We start from the raw sequence: 19,339 nt of genomic DNA, 5'->3' as shown, positions 1-19,339 counted from the left end.
CCGTGCGGGTCGCGTCCCGGGCGCACGGGGGCACGGGACGCGGGGTCACGACTGTCTACTCTACGGGGTCCGGGGACCCTGGACGAACGGGCGGACCTCGGCGGCGACCTCCGCGCCGTAGGAGCGCTCCAGGCGGTCCAGCAGCGAGGCGCCGGTGAGCGTGTACTCCTGGGGGCCGTCGACCTCCAGGCAGTGCACGGCGGTGGCGTTGCCCACCTGGGCGGCGCGCTCCAGGGACAGGCCCCAGGAGTGGGCGGCCAGGAAGCCGGCGCGGAAGGCGTCGCCCATGCCGGTGGGGTCGACCAGGTCGCCGACGGCGGCGGCGGGCACGTGGACGCTCGGCTCGCCGGCCCGGTCGATCCGGGCGCCCTTGGCTCCCAGGGTGGTGATGCGGGTGCCGACCCGGGACAGGATCTCGGTGTCGGACCAGCCGGTCTTCTGCTCGGCGAGGGCCTTCTCGTACTCGTTGGTGAACAGGAAGGCCGCACCCTCGATGAGGCTGCGCACCTGCGGGCCCTCCATGCGGGCGAGCTGCTGGGAGGGGTCGGCGGCGAAGGCGATGCCCCGGGTGCGGCACTCCTCGCTGTGGCGGACCATGGCGGCCGGGTCGTCGGCGCCGACCAGGACCAGGTCCAGCCCGCCCAGGCGGTCGGCGATCGGCTGGAGCTCGATGTTGCGGGCCTCGGCCATGGCCCCGGCGTAGAACGACGCGATCTGGTTCTGGTCGCGGTCGGTGGTGCAGATGAACCGGGCGGTGTGCCGCAGCTCGGAGATGTAGACGTGGGAGGTGTCCACACCGTGGCGGTCCAGCCAGGCGCGGTAGTCCTCGAAGTCGGCGCCGGCCGCGCCGACCAGGACGGGGGACAGGCCGAAGCCGCCCAGCCCGAAGCAGATGTTGGCGGCGACGCCGCCGCGCCGCACGTCCAGCTCGTCGATGAGGAAGGAGAGGGACAACTGCTGGATCTGTTCGGGGATGATCTGCTCCGCGAACCGCCCCTCGAAGGACATCAGGTGATCGGTGGCGATGGATCCGGCAACCGCGATACGCACGGGACGAGGTCTCCTTGGTCGGGGCGCGCCGGCCCGGGGCCGGACACTGCTCCGGGCGCGTTCACGGCGCGCCCGTTCGGACTGACCCAGGGTACAGACCCGCCGGTAGCCCTCGCCCGGCTCCCCGGAAACGGCGGAGGGAGGGCGGACAGGGTCCGCCCTCCCCCGAGGCGTGCCACGCCTGGTGGCCCTCGGCGTCCCCCGGGGCGCCCCGGGGCCGCGCGTCCTAGTTGAAGGAGTCGCCGCAGGCGCAGGAGCCGGTGGCGTTGGGGTTGTCGATGGTGAAGCCCTGCTTCTCGATGGTGTCGACGAAGTCGATCGTGGCACCGACGAGGTAGGGGGAGCTCATCCGGTCGGTGACGACCTCGACGCCGCCGAAGTCGGTGACGATGTCGCCGTCGAGCTCGCGCTCGTCGAAGTAGAGCTGGTAGCGAAGTCCGGAGCAGCCGCCCGGCTGGACCGCCACGCGAAGGCGCAGGTCGTCCCGGCCCTCCTGCTCGAGGAGCGCCCGGACCTTGCTGGACGCGTCCTCCGTGAGGATGATCCCCTCGGTGGTCTCGCTCTGAACCGTCATCGTGTAAAGCTCCTCATGGAAAGGGGTTGCGGCCCGCTTGCGCCCGCGGCCCCGGTCTGACGCCCGCCGCCGGGACGGATGTCCTCTTCAACGGGTGCCAACACCCGGACCCGGCGCCGCATTCCTCACGCACCGCCGCCGTGTCCGTCCGCCCTCCCGGCCCCTCCGACGGGGTCCGGTACGGGCCGACTTGCGCGTGTTCCACCAGGGTACCCACCCGGCCCGGCCGTCACACCGGGCCGCGGGTCAGCGGCTCCAGCGGCGGGCGACGGCGGCGGCAAGGCCGCGCAGTTCTTCGGCGGGGCGCTCCATCGCGGCGGCCACCGACCCGGCGGACTCCGCCAGGGAGTAGGTCTCGGTGACGCCCGCGGCGGCGGCCTCGGCACGGCCCACCGCGACCCGGCCCGCGGTGACCACGCAGGGGACGGCGTGCTCCCCCGCCAGCCGGGCGACGCCGTGGGGCAGCTTGCCTCGCAGGGACTGGGAGTCGAAGGACCCCTCCCCCGTGATGACGAGGTCGGCGCCGGACAGGCGTTCGGCCAGGCCGACGGCGTCCAGGACCAGGCCGATACCGGACTCGACGGTACCGCCGAGCAGCAGCAGGGCGAAGCCCAGGCCCCCGGCCGCTCCGGAGCCGGGGGCGGCCCGGACGGCGCCGCCGGGGTCGGTCCGGTCGGCGAAGGCGGTGAGGGCCAGGTCCAGGCGCTGGACCCCGGCGGGGTCGGCTCCCTTCTGGGGGCCGAAGACCGCACTGGCCCCGTGCAGGCCGAGCAGGGGGTTGTCGACGTCGGTGGCGGCGACCAGGCGCACACCCTCCACCGCCTTGCGGGCGGGGGCGAGGTCGATCCCGCCGGTGTCGGCGAGCGCACCTCCGCCGCGGGCCAGGGCGTCGGCGGGGGTCGCGCCCAGGGCGGCCAGCAGCCCGGCACCGGCGTCGTTGGTGGAGCTGCCGCCCAGGCCGACGACGACCGTGCGGGCGCCGTCGGCGACGGCGCGGGCGAGCAGCTCTCCGACCCCGAGGCTGGTGGTGCGGGAGGGGTCGCGCCGCCCGGCGGGGACCAGGTGCAGGCCGCAGGCCTGGGCGCTCTCCACGTAGGCGGTGTCGCCGGCGAGCAGGTAGCGGGCGGTGACCGGCTCGCCGAGGGGGCCGGTGACGGAGGCCTCGCGCAGGGTGCCGCCCAGGGCGGTGTGCAGGACCTCGACGAAGCCGGGGCCCCCGTCGGAGAGGGGGAGGAGGTCGATACGGGCCCGGGGGTCGACGGACCGCCAGCCGTCGGCGACGGCGCGGGCGGCGTCCAGGGCGCTGAGGGTTCCGGCGAACTTGTCCGGTGCGATCACGATGTGCACGTGTTCAGTGTGCTGGCTCACGCGGAGCGGCGCCAGGGTTCGGCGCCAAAAAGTTCATATAACGGATTTTATTTTCCGTACTGCGAAATTCATAGGCCGGGTGCGCCGTAGACCGGGAACCAGCGCGACTTGTCGGCCTCCATCGGCAGGTCCCCGCCGATGGCCGCCTCGGCCTGGAGCTCCAGGGCGTTGTCCCGGCGCTGCCCCGGCAGGGGCGCGAACGGGTAGAAGGTGCCGCGCTTGTAGAGGTACACCAGGCCCAGCGAGCGCTCACCGTCGGTGAAGCCCACCAGCGAGCACAGCAGGGAGGGCCCGTACCCGTTCTCCTCCAGGGTGGAGTTGACCGCGTGCAGCGAGGTGACCAGGCCCGTGATGTCGGGATCGGTGACGTCGTCCTGCCCGGCCGCCGGGTGGTCGGACCGCACCACCAGCCACGTGTAGCCGTACTCGTCGGCCACCTGGCCGACCGGGGGCCCGTCCCCGGCCTCCAGCAGTGCGGTGATGTCCCTCTCCAGGTCCGCGAAGGCCGCGCCCTCGGTGGGCCGGAAGGCCACCGACCCCGTCCCGGTGGGGCGGAACCCCGCCGCCGCCCGCAGGGTGACCGCCGCCGACGGCAGCCCGAACAGGGCGTCCAGGTCGGGACGGACGGGCTTGGAGCGGCCCAGCAGGGCCCGCCAGAAACTCACGCTGCCTCCTTGCGGCGAACGGTCGCGGTACTCAGGCCCCCCGGCCCAGCTGCCGGGAGATGTCGGAGAGCTGCGCCAGGCGCCGCTCGACCGGCGGGTGGGTGGCGATCAGGCTGTTCAGGCTGAAGCCCTTGGTGAAGGCCGGGGCGAAGAAGAAGGCGTTGAACGGCTCCACCTGGCGCAGGTCACGGCTGGGGATGCGGGACATGTCCCCGGTGATCTTGGTCAGGGCGCTGCCCAGAGCCGAGGGGCGGCCGGTGAGGTAGGCGGCGGCGCGGTCGGCCGCCAGTTCCCGGTAGCGCGACAGCGCCCGGGTCAGCAGGAAGCTCAGCGCCCACGCGATGGCGCTGACCAGCACCACCAGCAGGGCGACCACCGCCGGGGCCGGGCCGTTGTTGTTGCCTCCCCGGGTCGCCCCGGAGAAGGCCGCGAAGCGCAGTCCCGCCTGGGTGAGGAACCCGGCGACGATGCCCAGGAACCCGGCCACGGTCATGACCGTGACGTCGCGGTGGGCGACGTGGGACAGCTCGTGGGCCAGCACGGCCTCCAGTTCCGCCCCGTCCAGGCGGCGCAGCAGCCCGGTGGTGACGCAGACGACGGCGGCCTTCTGGCTGTGCCCGGTGGCGAAGGCGTTGGGCACGTCGGTGTCGGCGATCCCGACCCGGGGCTTGGGCATGTCGGCCAGGGCGCACAGCCGGTCGACGAGGGCGTGCAGCTCGGGCGCCTGCTGGGGGGAGACCTCCTTGGCGCCCATCGCGAACATGGCGATCCGGTCGGAGGAGAAGTAGCTGAACAGCGCGAACGCCAGCACGAGGACCAGTACCAGCCAGATGTTCAGCCCGACGGCGACCAGCCCGACGACGAAGGCCACGTACACCAGGACGAGCAGGAACATGGTGAGGGCCATCCGGCCGGTCAGACCTCGGTCGGGAGTGAACTTGGAACCCGCCATGCGTCGCACCCTTCCCGAATTCTCGGACATCTCGGAGTCTAGTTCGCGAGGGTGAGAAGAGGGTGAGAAGCGCACGTGAACACGCCGGGACCGCCGCGACCGGGAGGTCGCGGCGGCCCCGAAGAACATGCGTGCAGGCACCGAGCCGGTCCCGCCGAGGACGGTGGTGGCGGATCCGGTCGAGACGGCCCTCGCAGGGCCTGCCTCCTGATGCCCTCCCGTCTCCGCGGGGGATGTGCGAGGCGCCGGCGGGGTTCCGGAGGCCCCGTGGTGAAGCCCGAGGAACGGGGACTTCACCCGAGGGGCCGGAGGTCCACCCTCCAGGGGCGTCGGGCACGAACCGAAGCGGAGCGGATGACCAGGAGGCGCCCTAGCCCGGGATCAGGCCGTCGTCCTGCAGCATCTGGCGCACCTCGTCCATGCTGGCGTCGGCGTGCGGCAGGATGAACTGGGAGGGCTCCAGCGCGTCCGCCTCCAGCGGCGTGCCGTGCTCGCGCACCTTGTCGAGCAGGTCGTGCAGCGCCTGGCGGAATGCGGCCTCGTCACCCTTCTCGATCGCCGACTCCAGCGCGGAGTCGAACGAGTTGAGCAGGTCGAGGTCGGCGTCGGTGAGGTCGACCTGCCCCTCACCCATGATGCGGACGATCACGCGCCCTCCCCACGACCGGAGGTGCCGCCGCCTTCGATCTGCGGGGTGGAGGAGGAACCGCCGCCGCCCAGCTCGAGCTTCATCCGCTCCAGCTCGGCCTCGACACCGCTGGTGCTGGCCATGCGGTCCAGCTCGGCCTGGATGTCGTCGCGCGGACCGGAACCGGTGACGTCGTCGAGCGCGCCGGAGGCGAGCAGTTCGTCGACGGCCCCGGCACGGGCCTGCATCTGGGCGGTCTTGTCCTCGGCCCGCTGGATCGCCAGGCCGACGTCGCCCATCTCCTCGGAGATGCCGGTGAAGGCCTCGCTGATCTGCGTCTGGGCCTGGGCCGCGGTGTAGGTCGCCTTGATCGTCTCCTTGCGGGTCCGGAAGGCGTCCACCTTGGCCTGGAGACGCTGGGCCGCCAGGGTGAGCTTCTGCTCCTCGCCCTGGAGGTTGGCGTGCTGCTCGCGCAGGGAGTCGATCTGCTGCGTGAGACCGGAGCGACGGGTGAGGGCCTCGCGGGCGAGGTCCTCCCGGCCCTGGGTGAGGGCCGCGCGGCCCTGGGTCTCCAGCTTGGAGGACTGCTGTTCGAGCTGCTGGATCTGGAGCTCGACCCGCTTGCGGGAGGTCGCGACGTCGGCCACGCCGCGTCGGACCTTCTGCAGGAGTTCGAGCTGCTTCTGGTACGAGTAGTCGAGTGTCTCCCTGGGATCCTCGACCGAGTCCAGGGCCTTGTTGGCCTTGGACTTGAAGATCATGGAAAGTCGCTGAAACACGCTCATCAGCGTGGCCGTCCCCTTCTCGGTGCGTACATCGGCTGTTCCCAGCGGGCGCTTTGCCCAACCCTACGCGGTCTGACCCGCGGTCGCCATAAAGCTGTGACCGGCTACCCTGAGGGTGTGTTCCGACGTCGCTCCGCTTCCGCAGACACGGATTCGAAGACCACCGAATCCGCCAGCCCTGAGGCCACTGAGGCCACCCAACCTAAGGGATATACCCCTAAGAAGGGTGTCCCCACCCCCAAGCGCAAGGAATCCGAGCCGAACCCGCGCAAGCTGGTCAAGGCCCCGGAGACCCGCAAGGAGGCCTACGAGATCCACCGCGCCCGCCTCGAACGTCAACGAGGCGTCAGCAGGGTGAGTTCCGGCGGCCTCAAAGGCGTTCCCGCCGACGAGGCCCGGTACTACCGCCCGGCCGACATGGGCCCGGCCCGCCGCTACGCCCGTGACCTGGTGGACTCCCGCCGCACGCTCAGCGAGTTCTTCCTCCCGCTGTCGATCATCGTCATCCTGCTGATCATGGTGCCCAGCCCCCTGTTCCAGGTGGGCGTGGCGTACGTGGCCTGGCCGCTGATGATGGTGTCGCTGGTGATCGAGGGCGTCTTCACCTCGCGCCGGGTCAAGCGCGAGGCCGCCGAGCACTACCCCGACGACGACCTGCTGCGCGGGATCGGCTGGTACGCCGTCATGCGCCAGATCCAGTTCCGCCGGCTGCGGCTGCCCAAGCCGAAGGTCAAGGTCGGCGAGGTGCCCGTCCCGCACTAGGGCGGCGACCAGGCAGGGGAGCCCGCATCCCCCACGGACACCCGGGGCCGGTGCGCGAACGCGCACCGGCCCCCGATCTTTCCCGGACTTCGCCCCGGGGCCTTCCCCGATCTTTCCCGGGGACTCCGCGGCGGGCCGGTGGGAGCGTTCCCGGTTCCCCGGGGACCGCCCTCGCGGGGGGAGCGGGTCCCCCACTAAAGTTCCCGTCATGGAATTCCGCCATCTCGGCAAGAGCGGTCTCGTCGTCAGCGAGATCGCCTACGGCAACTGGATCACCCACGGCTCCCAGGTCGAGGAGGACGCGGCCGTCGCCTGCGTCCGCGCCGCCCTGGAGGCCGGCATCACCACGTTCGACACCGCGGACGTCTACGCCCGCGGCAAGGCCGAGGAGGTCCTCGGCCGGGCGCTCAAGGGCGAGCGCCGCGACGGCCTGGAGATCTTCTCGAAGGTCTACTGGCCGATGGGCTCGGGCAAGAACGACCGCGGCCTGTCCCGCAAGCACATCATCCGCGGCGTGGAGGACACCCTGCGCCGCCTGGGCACCGACTACCTGGACCTGTACCAGGCCCACCGGTTCGACCACGGGGCTCCGCTGGAGGAGACCCTGCGGGCCTTCGAGGACCTGGTCCGCCAGGGCAAGGTCCTGTACGTGGGCGTCTCCGAGTGGAACGCCGAGCAGATCGAGCGGGCCCTGAAGATCGCCGACGAGTCCGGTTTCGACCGCATCGTCTCCAACCAGCCGCAGTACAACATGCTGTGGCGGGTCATCGAGTCCGAGGTCGTCCCCGTGTCCCGCCGCGAGGGGCTGGGCCAGGTCGTGTGGTCGCCCATCGCGGGCGGCATCCTCACCGGCAAGTACAGGCCGGGCGCGCCGCTGCCCGAGAACACCCGGGCCACCGACCCCAACAGCAAGCACTTCATCGCCGACCGGGTCGGCGACCAGGAGCTGCTGGAGCGGGTGCAGAAGCTGGCGCCGCTGGCAGCCGAGGCGGGGCTGACCCTGCCGCAGCTGGCCGTGGCCTGGGTCCTGCAGAACGACAACGTCTCCACAGCCATCGTCGGCGCCAGCCGGCCCGAGCAGGTGAAGGACAACGTCCAGGCCGCCGGGGTGAAGCTGGACGCGGAGCTGCTGGCCCGGATCGACGAGATCCTGGGCGACAGCGTCGACCGCGACCCGGCGCTCACGCGCAGCCCGGAGGACATCCGCGCCTGACGGGGCCCCGGGGACGCCGCCCGCCACCGCCTTCCGAGCGCGTCGGCGGGCGACGCAGAGGAAGGACCGTCGGCCGCAGGCCGCCCGTCGAGGGCGGTGGCGGGTGAGGGCCCCGGTATCCCGAGGGGTACCGGGGCCCCTCGCCGTCCCCGGCTATTCGGCGGGTTCCAGGGACATCGTGTAGACCTCCTTGCCGTCCTCCAGCAGGACGACCCGGTCCACTCCGCCCTCGGTGAGCTCACCCCAGTTCTCGCCCAGCCAGCTCTCCGCGTCGCCGCGCGAGGTGAACGACTCCGCGGGCAGGTCCCCTTCCAGCGGGTCCGCCCCGTCGGCCTCGTGGTACCGCCAGGTCCACGCCATCGTCGACCGCCCTTTCCGTCGGAGAGGTCGCGGTTCACGGGTCACCGCGATCCGGTCCCGAGCTTAACCAACGCTTGGTGGAGCATGCGGTTTACTTCTTCAGGTGCGAATCCGATTCCCGGGGACGGCGGGCAACGCCGGCTGGCCCGCCCCGCAGTGCACCTGCGCCTCGTGCAACCAGGCCCAGGCCGACCGCCGCCTGCCCCTGCGAGTGACCGTCGACGACCGGTTCCGGCTCCGCGAGAGCGGGGCGGTGGGCCCGGTGCCCGCGGACTACTCGGTGACTCCCACACCCGACGGCACCAGGGTGGAGAGCCCCGGCGGCGGACGCCTGCTCTACGCCCGCTCCGGGCCCGCGCCGATGCCCGCCGGCCCCCCTGTGGAGGCGCTCGTCCCCGGTTCGGGGTTCGCCTCGGCCCCGCCCCAGCAGGTCGACATGGTCATCGTGGACGCCGCCCAGCGGCCGGAGACCATCGGTGAGCTGCGGCGCAGCGGGGTGATCGGGGTGACCACGGCGGTCGTCGCGGTCGGTGGCGACCACCGGGTCCGCTCCCCGCAGGAGTTCGCCCGCCGGGCCCGGCTGTGGGGCGCGTTCGCCCCCGGCGACGGCCATGTCATGTCGTGTCCGCCCGCGGTCTGGCCGGAGTCGCGGCCGCACGGCCCGCACCGGGTGCTCATCACCGGCGGGGCACGGTCGGGCAAGTCCACCGAGGCCGAACTGCGGCTGCTCGCCGAGCCGAAGGTGTCCTACGTGGCCACCGGGGAGCCCGCCGACCCCGCGCGCGACCCGGAGTGGGCCGAGCGGGTGGCCCTGCACACCGCCCGCCGCCCCTGGTGGTGGGAGACCGAGGAGACCCGCGAGCTGTCGTCGCTGCTCAAGCGGACGCGGGGGGCGGTGCTCATCGACTGCCTGGGCACCTGGCTGACGGCGGTCATGGACGAGCACGGCCTGTGGGACGAGGAGCCGCCGCCGGACGCCGACGAGCGCGTCGAGGCCGAGGTGCACGCCCTGCTCGAGGCGTGGCGGTCCACCCAGGCCTACGTGGTGGCGGTGACCAACGAGGTGGGCTCGGGGGTGGTGCCCGCGACCCGGTCGGGGAGGCTGTTCCGCGACCACCTGGGGCGGTTGAACCAGTGGGTGGCCGCCGAGTCGGAGCAGGTCGTCCTGGTGACGGCCGGACGCGTGCTGGAGCTGCCGTGAGCGGTGCCGCCGGCGCGGGGGCGCGCCTGGCGGTGGGGACGTTCACCGTGCTCCCGGTGCGGGTGGAGCGGGTGGACCGGGCCGCGGCCCGGTGGGCGATGCTGTGGGCTCCGGCGCTGGGCGCGCTGGCGGGGGCCCTGACCGGTGCGGTGGCCGCGGCGGGGACCGCGGCGGGCCTGCCCGCGGTGCTGGCGGCGCTGCTGGGGGTGGGTGCGGCGGCGCTGTTCACCCGGGGCCTGCACCTGGACGGGCTGGCGGACCTGGCCGACGGGCTGGGCAGCGCCCGCCCGGCCGCGGGGGCGCTGGAGGTGATGCGCCGCTCCGACATCGGGCCCTTCGGTGTGGTCACCCTCGTCCTCGTGCTGGGCGCGCAGGTGCTGGCGCTGGGCCGGCTGGCGGAGGTGTCGCCGTGGGCGGCGCTGGCCGGTGCGGTCGCGGCGGGCGCCGCGGGGCGGACGGCGATCACGTGGGCGTGCACTCCGGGGGTGCCCGCGGCCCGGCCGGAGGGACTGGGCGCGCTGGTGGCCGGGACCGTCCCGGTGGCGGGCGCGGTGGCGGCGACCGCGGGGGCACTGGCCCTGTGCGCCCCGGCCCTGGCCCACTCGCCGGGGTTCGCCGCGGCGGCCGCGGCGGCGCTGGTGGCGGGCCTGGCGGGGGCGGCCCTGCTGCGGCGGCGGGCGGTGCGCCGCCTGGGCGGTGTCACCGGGGACGTGCTGGGCGCGCTGTCGGAGACGGCGGCGACGGTGGCACTGGTGGTGCTCACCGCGGCGGTCGCGTGGCTGTGAACCCGGGAGCCGGTGCCCACCAGGCGTTTTCTACCGCCCGGTAATGTCGGGGTGCTCCCGATGTAGCCAGCATCACATTTTTTCACACGGTGTCGCGCCGGCGCACGCGCCGACCAGCGGCCCCTCCCCCCGGCGCTCCCCTGCGACGCACCCCGTCGGCGACCAGGGACCCCCTCCCCGTCCGGTCGGCCCGGAGGCGACCCCCGACCGGCCCGGCCGCCCGCACCGCCGCGCAGCGCCCCCTCAGGCGCTGGAGTGCCACGTCACCGACCGGAGCACGGGGCGACTAGCATCGTGGATGTGAGCACGACGTTGTCAGTACACACGGAGTCCCCCAGTTCGCTCGACGCCGGCGCCCTCGTCGTCGGTTACCACTCCGGGGGCGACGCCCCGGAGCCCGCGTCGGGCGCTCATGACGTCGACGCCGCCTTCTCCGGCGGCCTCGCCCAGACCCTGTCGCTCCTGGGAGCGAGCGGCGCCGCAGAGGAGGTGCACACCCTTCCCTCCCTCGGGGCCGTCGCCGCCCCGGTGATCGTCGCCGTCGGCCTCGGTGACAGGCCCGCCGACGGCCCGGTCGACACCGACGTCCTCGCCCGCGCCGCGGGCGCCGCGCTGCGCACCCTGGTCGGCCGCCCCGAGGGCGCCGGCCGCGTGGCGCTGGCCCTGCCGGCCGACACCGCCGAGGAGGCCGGGGCCGTCGCCCTGGGCGCCCGCCTGGGCGCGTACTCCTTCGACCGCTACCGCACCGGCGAGAAGGCCGAGAAGAAGTCCGAGGACCTGGCGCTGCTCCTGGTGAGCGGCGCACCGGAGGCGCAGGCCGCGGCCGAGCGCGCCGCCGTCCTGGCCGAGGCCGTCGAGCTGACCCGGGACCTGGTCAACACCGCGCCCTCGGACCTGGTCCCCGAGGACCTGGCCGCGGTCGCGCAGGAGATCGCCGAGCAGGCCGGCCTGGACATCGAGGTGCTGGACGAGCAGGCCCTGGCCGAGGGCGGCTACGGCGGCCTGACCGGCGTCGGCCAGGGCTCGGCCAACCCGCCGCGCCTGGTCCGCCTGGCGCACACCCACCCGGAGGCCACCCGCACGGTCGCCTTCATCGGCAAGGGCATCACCTTCGACTCCGGCGGCCTGTCCCTCAAGCCCGCCGGCGCCATGGACTGGATGAAGTCCGACATGGCCGGCGCCGCCTCCGTGCTCGCCGCCCTGCGGGCCGTCTCCGCCCTGGGGCTGAAGGTCAACGTCATCGGCTACCTGGCCGTGGCCGAGAACATGCCCAGCGGCACCGCCCAGCGCCCCTCCGACGTCCTGAGCATCTACGGCGGCAAGACCGTCGAGGTCCTCAACACCGACGCCGAGGGCCGCCTGGTCATGGCCGACGCCCTGGTCCGCGCCCAGGAGGACGAGCCCGACCTGGTCCTGGACATCGCCACGCTGACCGGCGCCCAGCTGGTCGCGCTCGGCACCCGCGTGTTCGCGGTCATGGCCAACGACGACGGGGTGCGCGAGCAGGTCGTCGCCGCGGCCGGGGCCGAGGGCGAGGCCGCCTGGCCGATGCCGCTGCCCGCCGAGCTGCGCGGGGGCCTCGACTCCGCGGTCGCCGACATCGCCAACGTGGCGGGCGAGCGCTGGGGCGGCATGCTCTCCGCCGGCGTCTTCCTCAAGGAGTTCATCGGCGAGGGCGTCAAGTGGGCCCACCTCGACATCGCGGGCCCCTCCTTCAACCAGGGCGGCCCGCACGGGTACACGCCCAAGGGCGGCACCGGCGCCGGCACCCGGACGCTGGTCCGCATCGCGGAGTCCTACGCCGGGTAGGCACGCCCCGGGGCGGCGGCGCTCCCTGAGCCCGCGCCGACCGCCCCGACCGCGGCCCCCTCCCCCCGAGCCGCGGACCCACCAGAATCACCAGCCACCACAACAAGGAGTTCGTTCCCGTGAGTGAGAGCGGCGGCACCTTCGACCTCGTCGTCCTTGGCGGCGGCAGCGGCGGATACGCGGCGGCACTGCGCGCCGCGGAGCTCGACATGAGCGTCGTGCTGATCGAGAAGGACAAGCTCGGTGGCACCTGCCTGCACCGCGGCTGCATCCCCACCAAGGCCCTCCTGCACTCGGCCGAGGTCGCCGACTCCGCCAAGGAGAGCGAGAACTTCGGTGTCAGGGCCACCTTCGAGGGCATCGACATCGAGGCCGTGCACAAGTACAAGGACAAGGTGGTCAACGGCCTGCACAAGGGCCTCACCGGTCTGGTCAAGTCCCGCAAGATCACCGTCGTCGAGGGCGAGGGCCGCCTCACCGGCAAGGACGAGGTCACCGTCGGCGACGCTGTCTACAAGGGCGCGAACATCCTCCTGGCCACCGGCTCCAAGCCCAAGACCCTGGGCCTGGAGATCGACGGCGAGAAGGTCATGACCAGCGACCAGGCCCTGGGCCTGGACCGCGTCCCCTCCTCGGTGATCGTCCTGGGCGGCGGCGTGATCGGCGTGGAGTTCGCCAGCGTGTGGCGCTCCTACGGCGCCGAGGTCACCATCGTCGAGGCCCTCCCGCACCTGGTGCCGGTCGAGGAGGAGTCCAGCTCCAAGCTGCTGGAGCGCGCCTTCCGCAAGCGCGGCATCAAGTACGAGCTGGGCACCCCCTTCGAGTCGGTCAAGACCACCGACTCCGGTGTCACCGTCACCCTCCAGGGCGGCAAGACCCTGGAGGCCGAGGTGCTGCTGGTCGCGATCGGCCGCGGCCCCGTCTCCGAGGGCCTGGGCTACGAGGAGCAGGGCGTCTCCCTGGACCGCGGCTTCGTCACCGTCGACGAGAACCTGCACACCGGCGTCGGGAACATCTACGCGGTCGGCGACCTGATCCCGACCCTGCAGCTGGCCCACGTCGGCTTCGCCGAGGGCATCTTCGTCGCCGAGCACATCGCGGGCCTCAACCCGGCCCCGATCGACTACGACGGCGTCCCCCGGGTCACCTACTGCGAGCCCGAGGTCGCCTCCGTCGGCCTGACCACCAAGGCCGCCCGGGAGCGCGGACTGGAGGTCGTCGAGGTGAACTACAACCTGGCCGGCAACGGCAAGAGCCAGATCCTCCAGACCCAGGGCGCCGTCAAGGTCATCGCCGAGAAGGACGGTCCCGTGCTGGGCGTCCACATGGTGGGCAGCCGCGTCGGCGAGCTGATCGCCGAGGGCCAGCTCATCTACAACTGGGAGGCGCTGCCCTCCGAGGTGGCCCAGCTGATCCACCCGCACCCGAGCCAGTCGGAGGCACTGGGCGAGGCGCACCTCGCGCTGGCGGGCAAGCCGCTCCACGTCCACGACTGACCGCACCGGCGGGGGCGGGCCCACGGCCCGCCCCCGCCGCCGTACATCCGCGCTGCCCATCACCGGGATCGGGCAGGACACCGCGCCCATATCCAACGAGGAACCCATGCCGACATCCGTTTCCATGCCCGCCCTGGGTGAGAGCGTCACCGAGGGAACCGTGACCCAGTGGCTGAAGAACGTGGGCGACACCGTCGAGGTCGACGAGCCGCTCCTTGAGGTCTCCACCGACAAGGTGGACACCGAGATCCCCTCCCCGGTCGCGGGCGTGCTCACCAAGATCCTCGTCCAGGAGGACGAGACCGTGGAGATCGGCGCGAAGATCGCCGTCATCGGCGGTGAGGGCGAGGACGCCGCCACCGCTCCGGCTCCCGCCGCCGAAGAGGAGCAGGAGGAGCCGCAGCGGAAGGAAGAAGAGCCGCAGGAGCCGGAGGAGCCGCAGACCGCGCCGGCACCGGAGCCCGGGGCCGGGCAAGCGGCCGGAGCGCCGGAAACACCGACCGCCGCGGGCCCCGAGACGTCGGTGACCATGCCGGCCCTGGGTGAGAGTGTCACGGAGGGCACTGTCACACAGTGGCTGAAGAACGTGGGCGACAGCGTCGAGGTCGACGAGCCGCTCCTTGAGGTCTCCACCGACAAGGTGGACACCGAGATCCCCTCCCCGGTCGCGGGCGTGCTCACCCAGGTCCTCGTCCAGGAGGACGAGACCGTGGAGATCGGCGCGCGGATCGCCGTCATCGGCGGTGAGGGCGGCGAGGGCGCAGCCCCCTCCGAGACCCCTGCCGCCACACCGGAACCGGCGGCCACGGCCAAGGCCGCCGAATCCGAGCCGAGGCAGGAGAGCAAGCCGGAACCCGAGCCCGAGAGCAGGCCGGAGCCGAAGTTCGAGCGCAAGGCCGAGCCCGTAGCGGAGAACGAGTCACCGTCGGTGGACATCGGCACCCTGAACGGCACCGGCCCGTCGGGCACCGACACCGGCACCGAGGGCTACGTGACCCCGCTGGTGCGCAAGCTCGCCGCCGAGCACCGCGTGGACCTGAGCCGCGTCCGGGGCACCGGCGTGGGCGGCCGTATCCGCAAGCAGGACGTGCTCAAGGCGGCCGAGGAGCAGAAGGCCGCCGCCGCGCGCGCCGCCTCCCCGACCGCGCCGTCCTCGGCCCCGCGCAAGCAGTCCGACGACTCGGCGCTGCGCGGCCGCACCGAGAAGCTCACCCGCCTGCGCAAGTACATCGCCGACAGCATGGTGGAGTCCCTGCACGTCTCGGCGACGACCACCCAGGTCCTGGAGGTGGACGTCACCAAGATCGCGCGGCTGCGCGAGCGGGCCGCCGAGCAGGGCGGGACGGCGCCGGACTTCTTCGCCTTCTTCGCCCTGGCCACCGTGGAGGCGCTGCGCGCCCACCCCAAGCTCAACGCGTTCATCGACGCGGAGAAGCAGGAGGTGACCTACCACGACGTCGAGAACCTGGGCGTGTCGGTGGACACCGAGCGCGGCCTGCTGGTCCCGGTCGTCAAGGACGCGGGCAAGCTCGGCCTGAGCGCTCTGGCCGGCACCATCGCGGACCTGAGCGAGCGGGCCCACACCGGTCGGCTGGGCCCGGACGAGCTGGGCGGCGGCACGTTCACCATCGCCGAGACCGGTGGCACCGGGGCGCTGTTCGGCACCCCGATCATCAACCAGCCGCAGGTTGCGATCCTGGGCACCGGCGCCGTCGTCAAGCGCCCCGTCGTGGTCGAGGACCCGGCCTCGGGCGGCGAGGTCATCGCGGTGCGCTCGATGGTGTACCTCTCGCTGGGCTTCGACCACCGCCTCATCGACGGTGCCGACGCCGGCCGCTTCCTGAAGGCGGTCGGGGACCGTCTGGAGGAGGGCCGCTTCGAGGGCGAGCTGGGCCTGGCCTAGCGGTCCGCCGCTCCACGCCGGGGGCCGGGTACCGCACGGTGCCCGGCCTCCGGCGTGAAAGCTCACATTCACTTGACCTCTACAGCTGTTGAGGTTTTAGCGTTGGTGCACCGACAGCACGGCACAAGGACCTCACACATGGACAACCTGCGGATCGCGGTGATCCTGGGCGCGAACCGGAACGGACGCACGGGGCCGGCGGTCTCCCGCTGGTTCGTGGACCTGGCCCGGAGCCGGGCGGACCTGGACATCGACGTCCTGGACGTGGCGGACCTGCCCGTCGACGAGCGCTACGGGCACGGGCACGGCACACCGGTGGCGGACTTCGGCCCCCGGGTGGCGGCCGCCGACGGGTTCGTGGTGGTCACCCCCGAGTACAACCACGGCTATCCGGGCCCGCTCAAGAGCGCCATCGACTCGGCACGCCGCGAGTGGTTCGGCAAGGCTGCGGGGTTCGTCTCCTACGGCGGGATGTCCGGCGGCCTGCGCGCGATCGAGCAGCTGCGCACGGTCTTCTCCGAGCTGCACGTGGCGACGATCCGCGACACGGTGAGCCTGCACAACGCGGGCTCGCTGTTCGAGGCGGACGGGCGGCCCTCCCCCGGGATGGCGGGCGCCGACGCCGCGGCCGGGCTCCTGCTGGACGAGCTCGCCTGGTGGGCGCTCGCCCTGCGCGAGGCCCGTGACCGCCGCCCCTACCCCGCCTGAGACCGGAGCGGGGCCGTGGAGTACCCGCCGGGGGCTGCCGGTTCCCGACCGGCGGCGGAGCGCGGACCCGGGACGGGAACAGTGGACGGGGCGGCGCCTTGCGGCGCCGCCCCGTCTTTCTACCCCACCAATCACCATCCCCTGATGATCCCCATCATCAAAGGTCTTCGGGGTGGACGCGACAGCCAGCCCGACGACGCGTCGCCCACGGTGACTCCGCATTGACGCGGAGTTCCATGTCCCACGTTCAAAGTAGAAGACCGCGGGGCCGCTCCGCAGGACTTTGGCGAAACTCCCCGAGAAAAAATCCAGCCGACCGGGCAAAGGCACCCCCGCCCGCCGGTACTCGCTCCCGTGCCGGGTAGACACCTGAGCATGAAAGTGGCGATCACGGGCACTTCTGGACTCGTCGGAGCGGTACTGGTCGAGGCGCTGCTCGCCGACGGACACCACGTGGTCCGCATGGTGCGGCGCGCTCCCCGGCCGGTCTACCGGTCGCGGCTGGAGGAGGCCGAGTGGCGCCCCGAACAGGGGCGGGTGGACACGGTGGCGCTGCACGGCGCCGACGCCGTGGTGCACCTGTCCGGGGCCCCGCTGCCGCACACGCCGTGGCAGCGGGGGAGGCAGGAGGCGATCCGGCGGGCCCGGGTGCGCGGGACCCGGACGCTGGTGCGGGCGATGGCGGGCATGGACGCCCCTCCCCCGCGGCTGCTGGCCGCCTCCGGCATGCAGTTCTACGGGGACACCGGGGGGCGGGTGGTCTCCGAGGCGGACCCGGCCGGCACCGGTTTCCTGGCGCGGGTCTGCGAGGACTGGGAGGAGGCCGCCGCCGAGGCCGCGGACCCGTCGGTGGGGATATCCACCGTCCACCTGCGGATGGCGGTGGTCCTGGACCGCTCCGGCGGTTACCTGCGGTCGGTGCTGCCGCTGTACCGGGCCGGCCTGGGCGGCCGGATCGGCTCGGGCGCCCAGTACATGACGTGGATCGCGACGCGCGACGCCGTCGACGCGATCCGCTTCCTGCTGGACCGCCCGGACATCACCGGGCCGGTCAACCTGTGCGCCCCCGAGCCGGTGAGCAACGCCGCGTTCACCGAGGCCCTGGCCCGCGCCCTGGACCGCCCGGCGGTCCTGCGGGTCCCCGCGACCGCGCTGCGGGCCACCCTGGGGGACTACGCGGAGGAGACCGCCCTGCTGGACCTCCGGGGGCGTCCCGAACGCCTGATCAAGGAAGGTTATTCCTTCACACTTCCCACCATCGACAGTGCGCTATCCGACATCCTGGCCAGACCGCTGCCCTCCGCCGGGGCGTAGAGTGAATGTGTGAGTGATCTCGTTTACGCATGGCTCGGCGACACCCCCGTCCCCTACCAGGAGGGCTGGGACCTGCAGAAGCGGCTCCACGAACGCCGCGTCGCCGGCGAGGTGCCCGACACCGTCCTCTTCCTGGAGCACGAACCCGTGTACACGGCGGGCAAGCGCACCGGGAGGTGGGATCGTCCCATCACCGACCCGGGCGCACCGGTCGTGGACATCGACCGTGGCGGCAAGATCACCTGGCACGGCCCCGGCCAGCTCACGGTGTACCCCATCGTGCGGCTGAAGGACCCCATCGACGTGATCGCCTACGTCCGCATGCTGGAGGAGGCCATCATCCGCACCATCGCGGAGTACGGCCTCACCGGCGAGCGGGTGGAGGGGCGCACGGGGGTGTGGCTGGACGCCGATCCCGGTCGCGGGCTCATCGAGCGCAAGATCGCGGCGATCGGCTGCCGCATCGCCCGCGGGGTCGGCATGCACGGGCTCGCCCTGAACTGCAACAATGACATGTCGTGGTTCGACCGGATCGTCCCCTGCGGCATCTCCGACGCCGGGGTCACCTCGCTCACCGCCGAACTGGGGCGCGACGTCCCGGTCGCCGAGGTGCGGCCGCTGATGGAACGCCACCTGGCGGACGTCCTGGGCGCACAGCAGTACAGCCACACCGACGGCGCCGGACTCCTGTCCGGCCCCGTCGCCGCCCGGGGATGACACACCACACCATGAGCCGGTCCCCGCACGACCCGGCCCCCACGAGGGTCAGCCGGTCCGCGGGGCACAGAAGGGAACGGGTTCACGTTGACCATCGCTCCTGAGGGCCGCCGCCTGCTGCGCGTGGAGGCGCGCAACAGCGAGACCCCCATCGAGAAGAAGCCGCCGTGGATCAAGATCAAGGCGCACATGGGGCCCGAGTACTCCGAGCTGCGCTCCCTGGTCAAGTCCGAGGGCCTGCACACGGTGTGCCAGGAGGCGGGCTGCCCCAACATCTACGAGTGCTGGGAGGACCGCGAGGCCACCTTCCTCATCGGCGGTGACCAGTGCACCCGCCGCTGCGACTTCTGCCAGATCGCCACCGGCAAGCCCACCGCGCTGGACCGCATGGAGCCGACCAAGGTCGCCGAGTCGGTCAGGACGATGGAGCTGCGCTACGCCACCATCACCGGTGTGGCCCGTGACGACCTGGAGGACGGCGGCGCCTGGCTCTACGCCGAGACGGTGCGCAAGATCCACGAGCTGAACCCGGGCACCGGCGTCGAGCTGCTCATCCCGGACTTCAACGCCGACCCCGACCAGCTGGCCGAGGTCTTCGGGTCCCGCCCCGAGGTGCTCGCGCACAACGTGGAGACGGTGCCGCGGATCTTCAAGCGCATCCGCCCGGGCTTCCGCTACGAGCGCTCGCTGGAGGTCATCACCAAGGCGCGCGAGGACGGCCTGGTCACCAAGTCGAACCTCATCCTGGGCATGGGCGAGACCCGGGAGGAGATCAGCGAGGCCATGCGCGACCTGCACGAGGCGGGCTGCGACCTGCTGACCATCACCCAGTACCTGCGCCCCTCCAAGCTGCACCACCCGATCGACCGGTGGGTGAAGCCCCAGGAGTTCGTGGAGCTGGGCGAGGAGGCCGAGGAGATCGGCTTCGCCGGTGTCATGTCGGGTCCGCTGGTGCGTTCGTCCTACCGGGCCGGGCGCCTGTACCAGCAGGCGCGCGAGAAGCGTGACGCCGAGGCCGCAGCACTGACGAAGTAGCACATAACGGGTGT

General features: G+C 72.7%; 19 protein-coding genes. 11 read left to right on the top strand and 8 right to left on the bottom strand.

What is annotated here, in order from left to right; genetic code table 11:
* Window positions 1-60 precede the first annotated feature (60 nt).
* The 7 genes from ACSUPR_RS24755 to ACSUPR_RS24725 all read right to left on the bottom strand — a co-directional run bounded on the left by ACSUPR_RS24755 (window position 61) and on the right by ACSUPR_RS24725 (window position 5,998).
* Entirely contained in the window at window positions 61-1,050 is a 990-nt protein-coding gene (locus ACSUPR_RS24755) for a carbohydrate kinase family protein (RefSeq protein WP_436887119.1), read from the bottom strand.
* A gap of 226 nt (window positions 1,051-1,276) precedes the next feature.
* Window positions 1,277-1,624 carry a HesB/IscA family protein gene (locus ACSUPR_RS24750; protein ID WP_306367561.1) on the bottom strand — a complete coding sequence of 116 codons (348 nt, stop codon included), beginning with the start codon at window positions 1,622-1,624 and terminating at the stop codon, window positions 1,277-1,279.
* A 246-nt stretch (window positions 1,625-1,870) separates the two neighbouring features.
* Window positions 1,871-2,971 (bottom strand): glycerate kinase family protein, encoded by a 1,101-nt coding sequence (locus ACSUPR_RS24745; RefSeq protein ID WP_436887118.1) that lies wholly within the window; start codon window positions 2,969-2,971, stop codon window positions 1,871-1,873.
* A gap of 89 nt (window positions 2,972-3,060) precedes the next feature.
* Entirely contained in the window at window positions 3,061-3,657 is a 597-nt protein-coding gene (pspAB, locus tag ACSUPR_RS24740; RefSeq protein WP_436887117.1) for a PspA-associated protein PspAB, read from the bottom strand.
* Between the two features lie 31 nt (window positions 3,658-3,688).
* Window positions 3,689-4,609 carry a zinc metalloprotease HtpX gene (gene htpX / locus ACSUPR_RS24735; protein WP_436887116.1) on the bottom strand — a complete coding sequence of 307 codons (921 nt, stop codon included), beginning with the start codon at window positions 4,607-4,609 and terminating at the stop codon, window positions 3,689-3,691.
* A 370-nt stretch (window positions 4,610-4,979) separates the two neighbouring features.
* On the bottom strand, window positions 4,980-5,258 hold the full coding sequence (pspAA, locus tag ACSUPR_RS24730; RefSeq protein WP_436887115.1) for a PspA-associated protein PspAA: 279 nt from the start codon (window positions 5,256-5,258) through the stop codon (window positions 4,980-4,982).
* On the bottom strand, window positions 5,255-5,998 hold the full coding sequence (locus ACSUPR_RS24725) for a PspA/IM30 family protein (protein ID WP_436892132.1): 744 nt from the start codon (window positions 5,996-5,998) through the stop codon (window positions 5,255-5,257). Before ACSUPR_RS24725 ends, pspAA begins: the two co-directional genes overlap by 4 nt.
* 141 nt (window positions 5,999-6,139) lie before the next feature.
* Between ACSUPR_RS24725 and ACSUPR_RS24720 the strand changes: the two genes are divergently transcribed.
* Both ACSUPR_RS24720 and ACSUPR_RS24715 read left to right on the top strand, forming a co-directional pair.
* On the top strand, window positions 6,140-6,784 hold the full coding sequence (locus ACSUPR_RS24720; RefSeq protein WP_436887114.1) for a DUF3043 domain-containing protein: 645 nt from the start codon (window positions 6,140-6,142) through the stop codon (window positions 6,782-6,784).
* A gap of 208 nt (window positions 6,785-6,992) precedes the next feature.
* Entirely contained in the window at window positions 6,993-7,997 is a 1,005-nt protein-coding gene (locus ACSUPR_RS24715; protein ID WP_436887113.1) for an aldo/keto reductase family protein, read from the top strand.
* Window positions 7,998-8,150: 153 nt separating this feature from the next.
* On the opposite strand, the gene ACSUPR_RS24710 is transcribed toward ACSUPR_RS24715, so the two are convergent.
* Window positions 8,151-8,357 (bottom strand): hypothetical protein, encoded by a 207-nt coding sequence (locus ACSUPR_RS24710; RefSeq protein WP_436887112.1) that lies wholly within the window; start codon window positions 8,355-8,357, stop codon window positions 8,151-8,153.
* Between the two features lie 211 nt (window positions 8,358-8,568).
* Between ACSUPR_RS24710 and cobU the strand changes: the two genes are divergently transcribed.
* From cobU to lipA, 9 genes are all read left to right on the top strand, one after another.
* On the top strand, window positions 8,569-9,558 hold the full coding sequence (gene cobU, locus ACSUPR_RS24705) for a bifunctional adenosylcobinamide kinase/adenosylcobinamide-phosphate guanylyltransferase (protein WP_436892130.1): 990 nt from the start codon (window positions 8,569-8,571) through the stop codon (window positions 9,556-9,558).
* Entirely contained in the window at window positions 9,555-10,343 is a 789-nt protein-coding gene (locus tag ACSUPR_RS24700; protein WP_436887111.1) for an adenosylcobinamide-GDP ribazoletransferase, read from the top strand. Before cobU ends, ACSUPR_RS24700 begins: the two co-directional genes overlap by 4 nt.
* Window positions 10,344-10,643: 300 nt before the next feature.
* Window positions 10,644-12,152: a leucyl aminopeptidase gene (locus ACSUPR_RS24695; protein WP_436887110.1), complete on the top strand. Its 1,509-nt coding sequence runs from the start codon at window positions 10,644-10,646 to the stop codon at window positions 12,150-12,152.
* A 119-nt stretch (window positions 12,153-12,271) separates the two neighbouring features.
* The gene (lpdA, locus tag ACSUPR_RS24690) at window positions 12,272-13,648 is read left to right on the top strand and encodes a dihydrolipoyl dehydrogenase (protein ID WP_436887109.1); all 1,377 of its coding nucleotides are present in this window, start codon (window positions 12,272-12,274) and stop codon (window positions 13,646-13,648) included.
* A 124-nt stretch (window positions 13,649-13,772) separates the two neighbouring features.
* Complete coding sequence (gene sucB / locus ACSUPR_RS24685) at window positions 13,773-15,551, top strand: 2-oxoglutarate dehydrogenase, E2 component, dihydrolipoamide succinyltransferase (RefSeq protein ID WP_436892129.1); 1,779 nt, start codon at window positions 13,773-13,775, stop codon at window positions 15,549-15,551.
* Between the two features lie 138 nt (window positions 15,552-15,689).
* Window positions 15,690-16,259, top strand: a complete 570-nt coding sequence (locus ACSUPR_RS24680; protein ID WP_436887108.1) for an NADPH-dependent FMN reductase — start codon at window positions 15,690-15,692, stop codon at window positions 16,257-16,259.
* Between the two features lie 375 nt (window positions 16,260-16,634).
* Window positions 16,635-17,573 carry a TIGR01777 family oxidoreductase gene (locus ACSUPR_RS24675; RefSeq protein ID WP_436887107.1) on the top strand — a complete coding sequence of 313 codons (939 nt, stop codon included), beginning with the start codon at window positions 16,635-16,637 and terminating at the stop codon, window positions 17,571-17,573.
* 9 nt (window positions 17,574-17,582) lie between these two features.
* On the top strand, window positions 17,583-18,290 hold the full coding sequence (gene lipB / locus ACSUPR_RS24670; RefSeq protein WP_436887106.1) for a lipoyl(octanoyl) transferase LipB: 708 nt from the start codon (window positions 17,583-17,585) through the stop codon (window positions 18,288-18,290).
* 87 nt (window positions 18,291-18,377) lie between these two features.
* Window positions 18,378-19,325, top strand: coding sequence for a lipoyl synthase (gene lipA, locus ACSUPR_RS24665; RefSeq protein WP_436887105.1), 948 nt, complete (start codon window positions 18,378-18,380; stop codon window positions 19,323-19,325).
* The last annotated feature ends 14 nt before the right edge of the window (window positions 19,326-19,339 follow it).

Source organism: Nocardiopsis dassonvillei, assembly GCF_964273065.1.
In the GTDB taxonomy this organism is placed as follows: domain Bacteria; phylum Actinomycetota; class Actinomycetes; order Streptosporangiales; family Streptosporangiaceae; genus Nocardiopsis; species Nocardiopsis dassonvillei_B.
The sequence above is the reverse complement of the archived record's forward strand: the minus strand, read 5'-3'. Positions and strand labels throughout refer to the sequence as shown.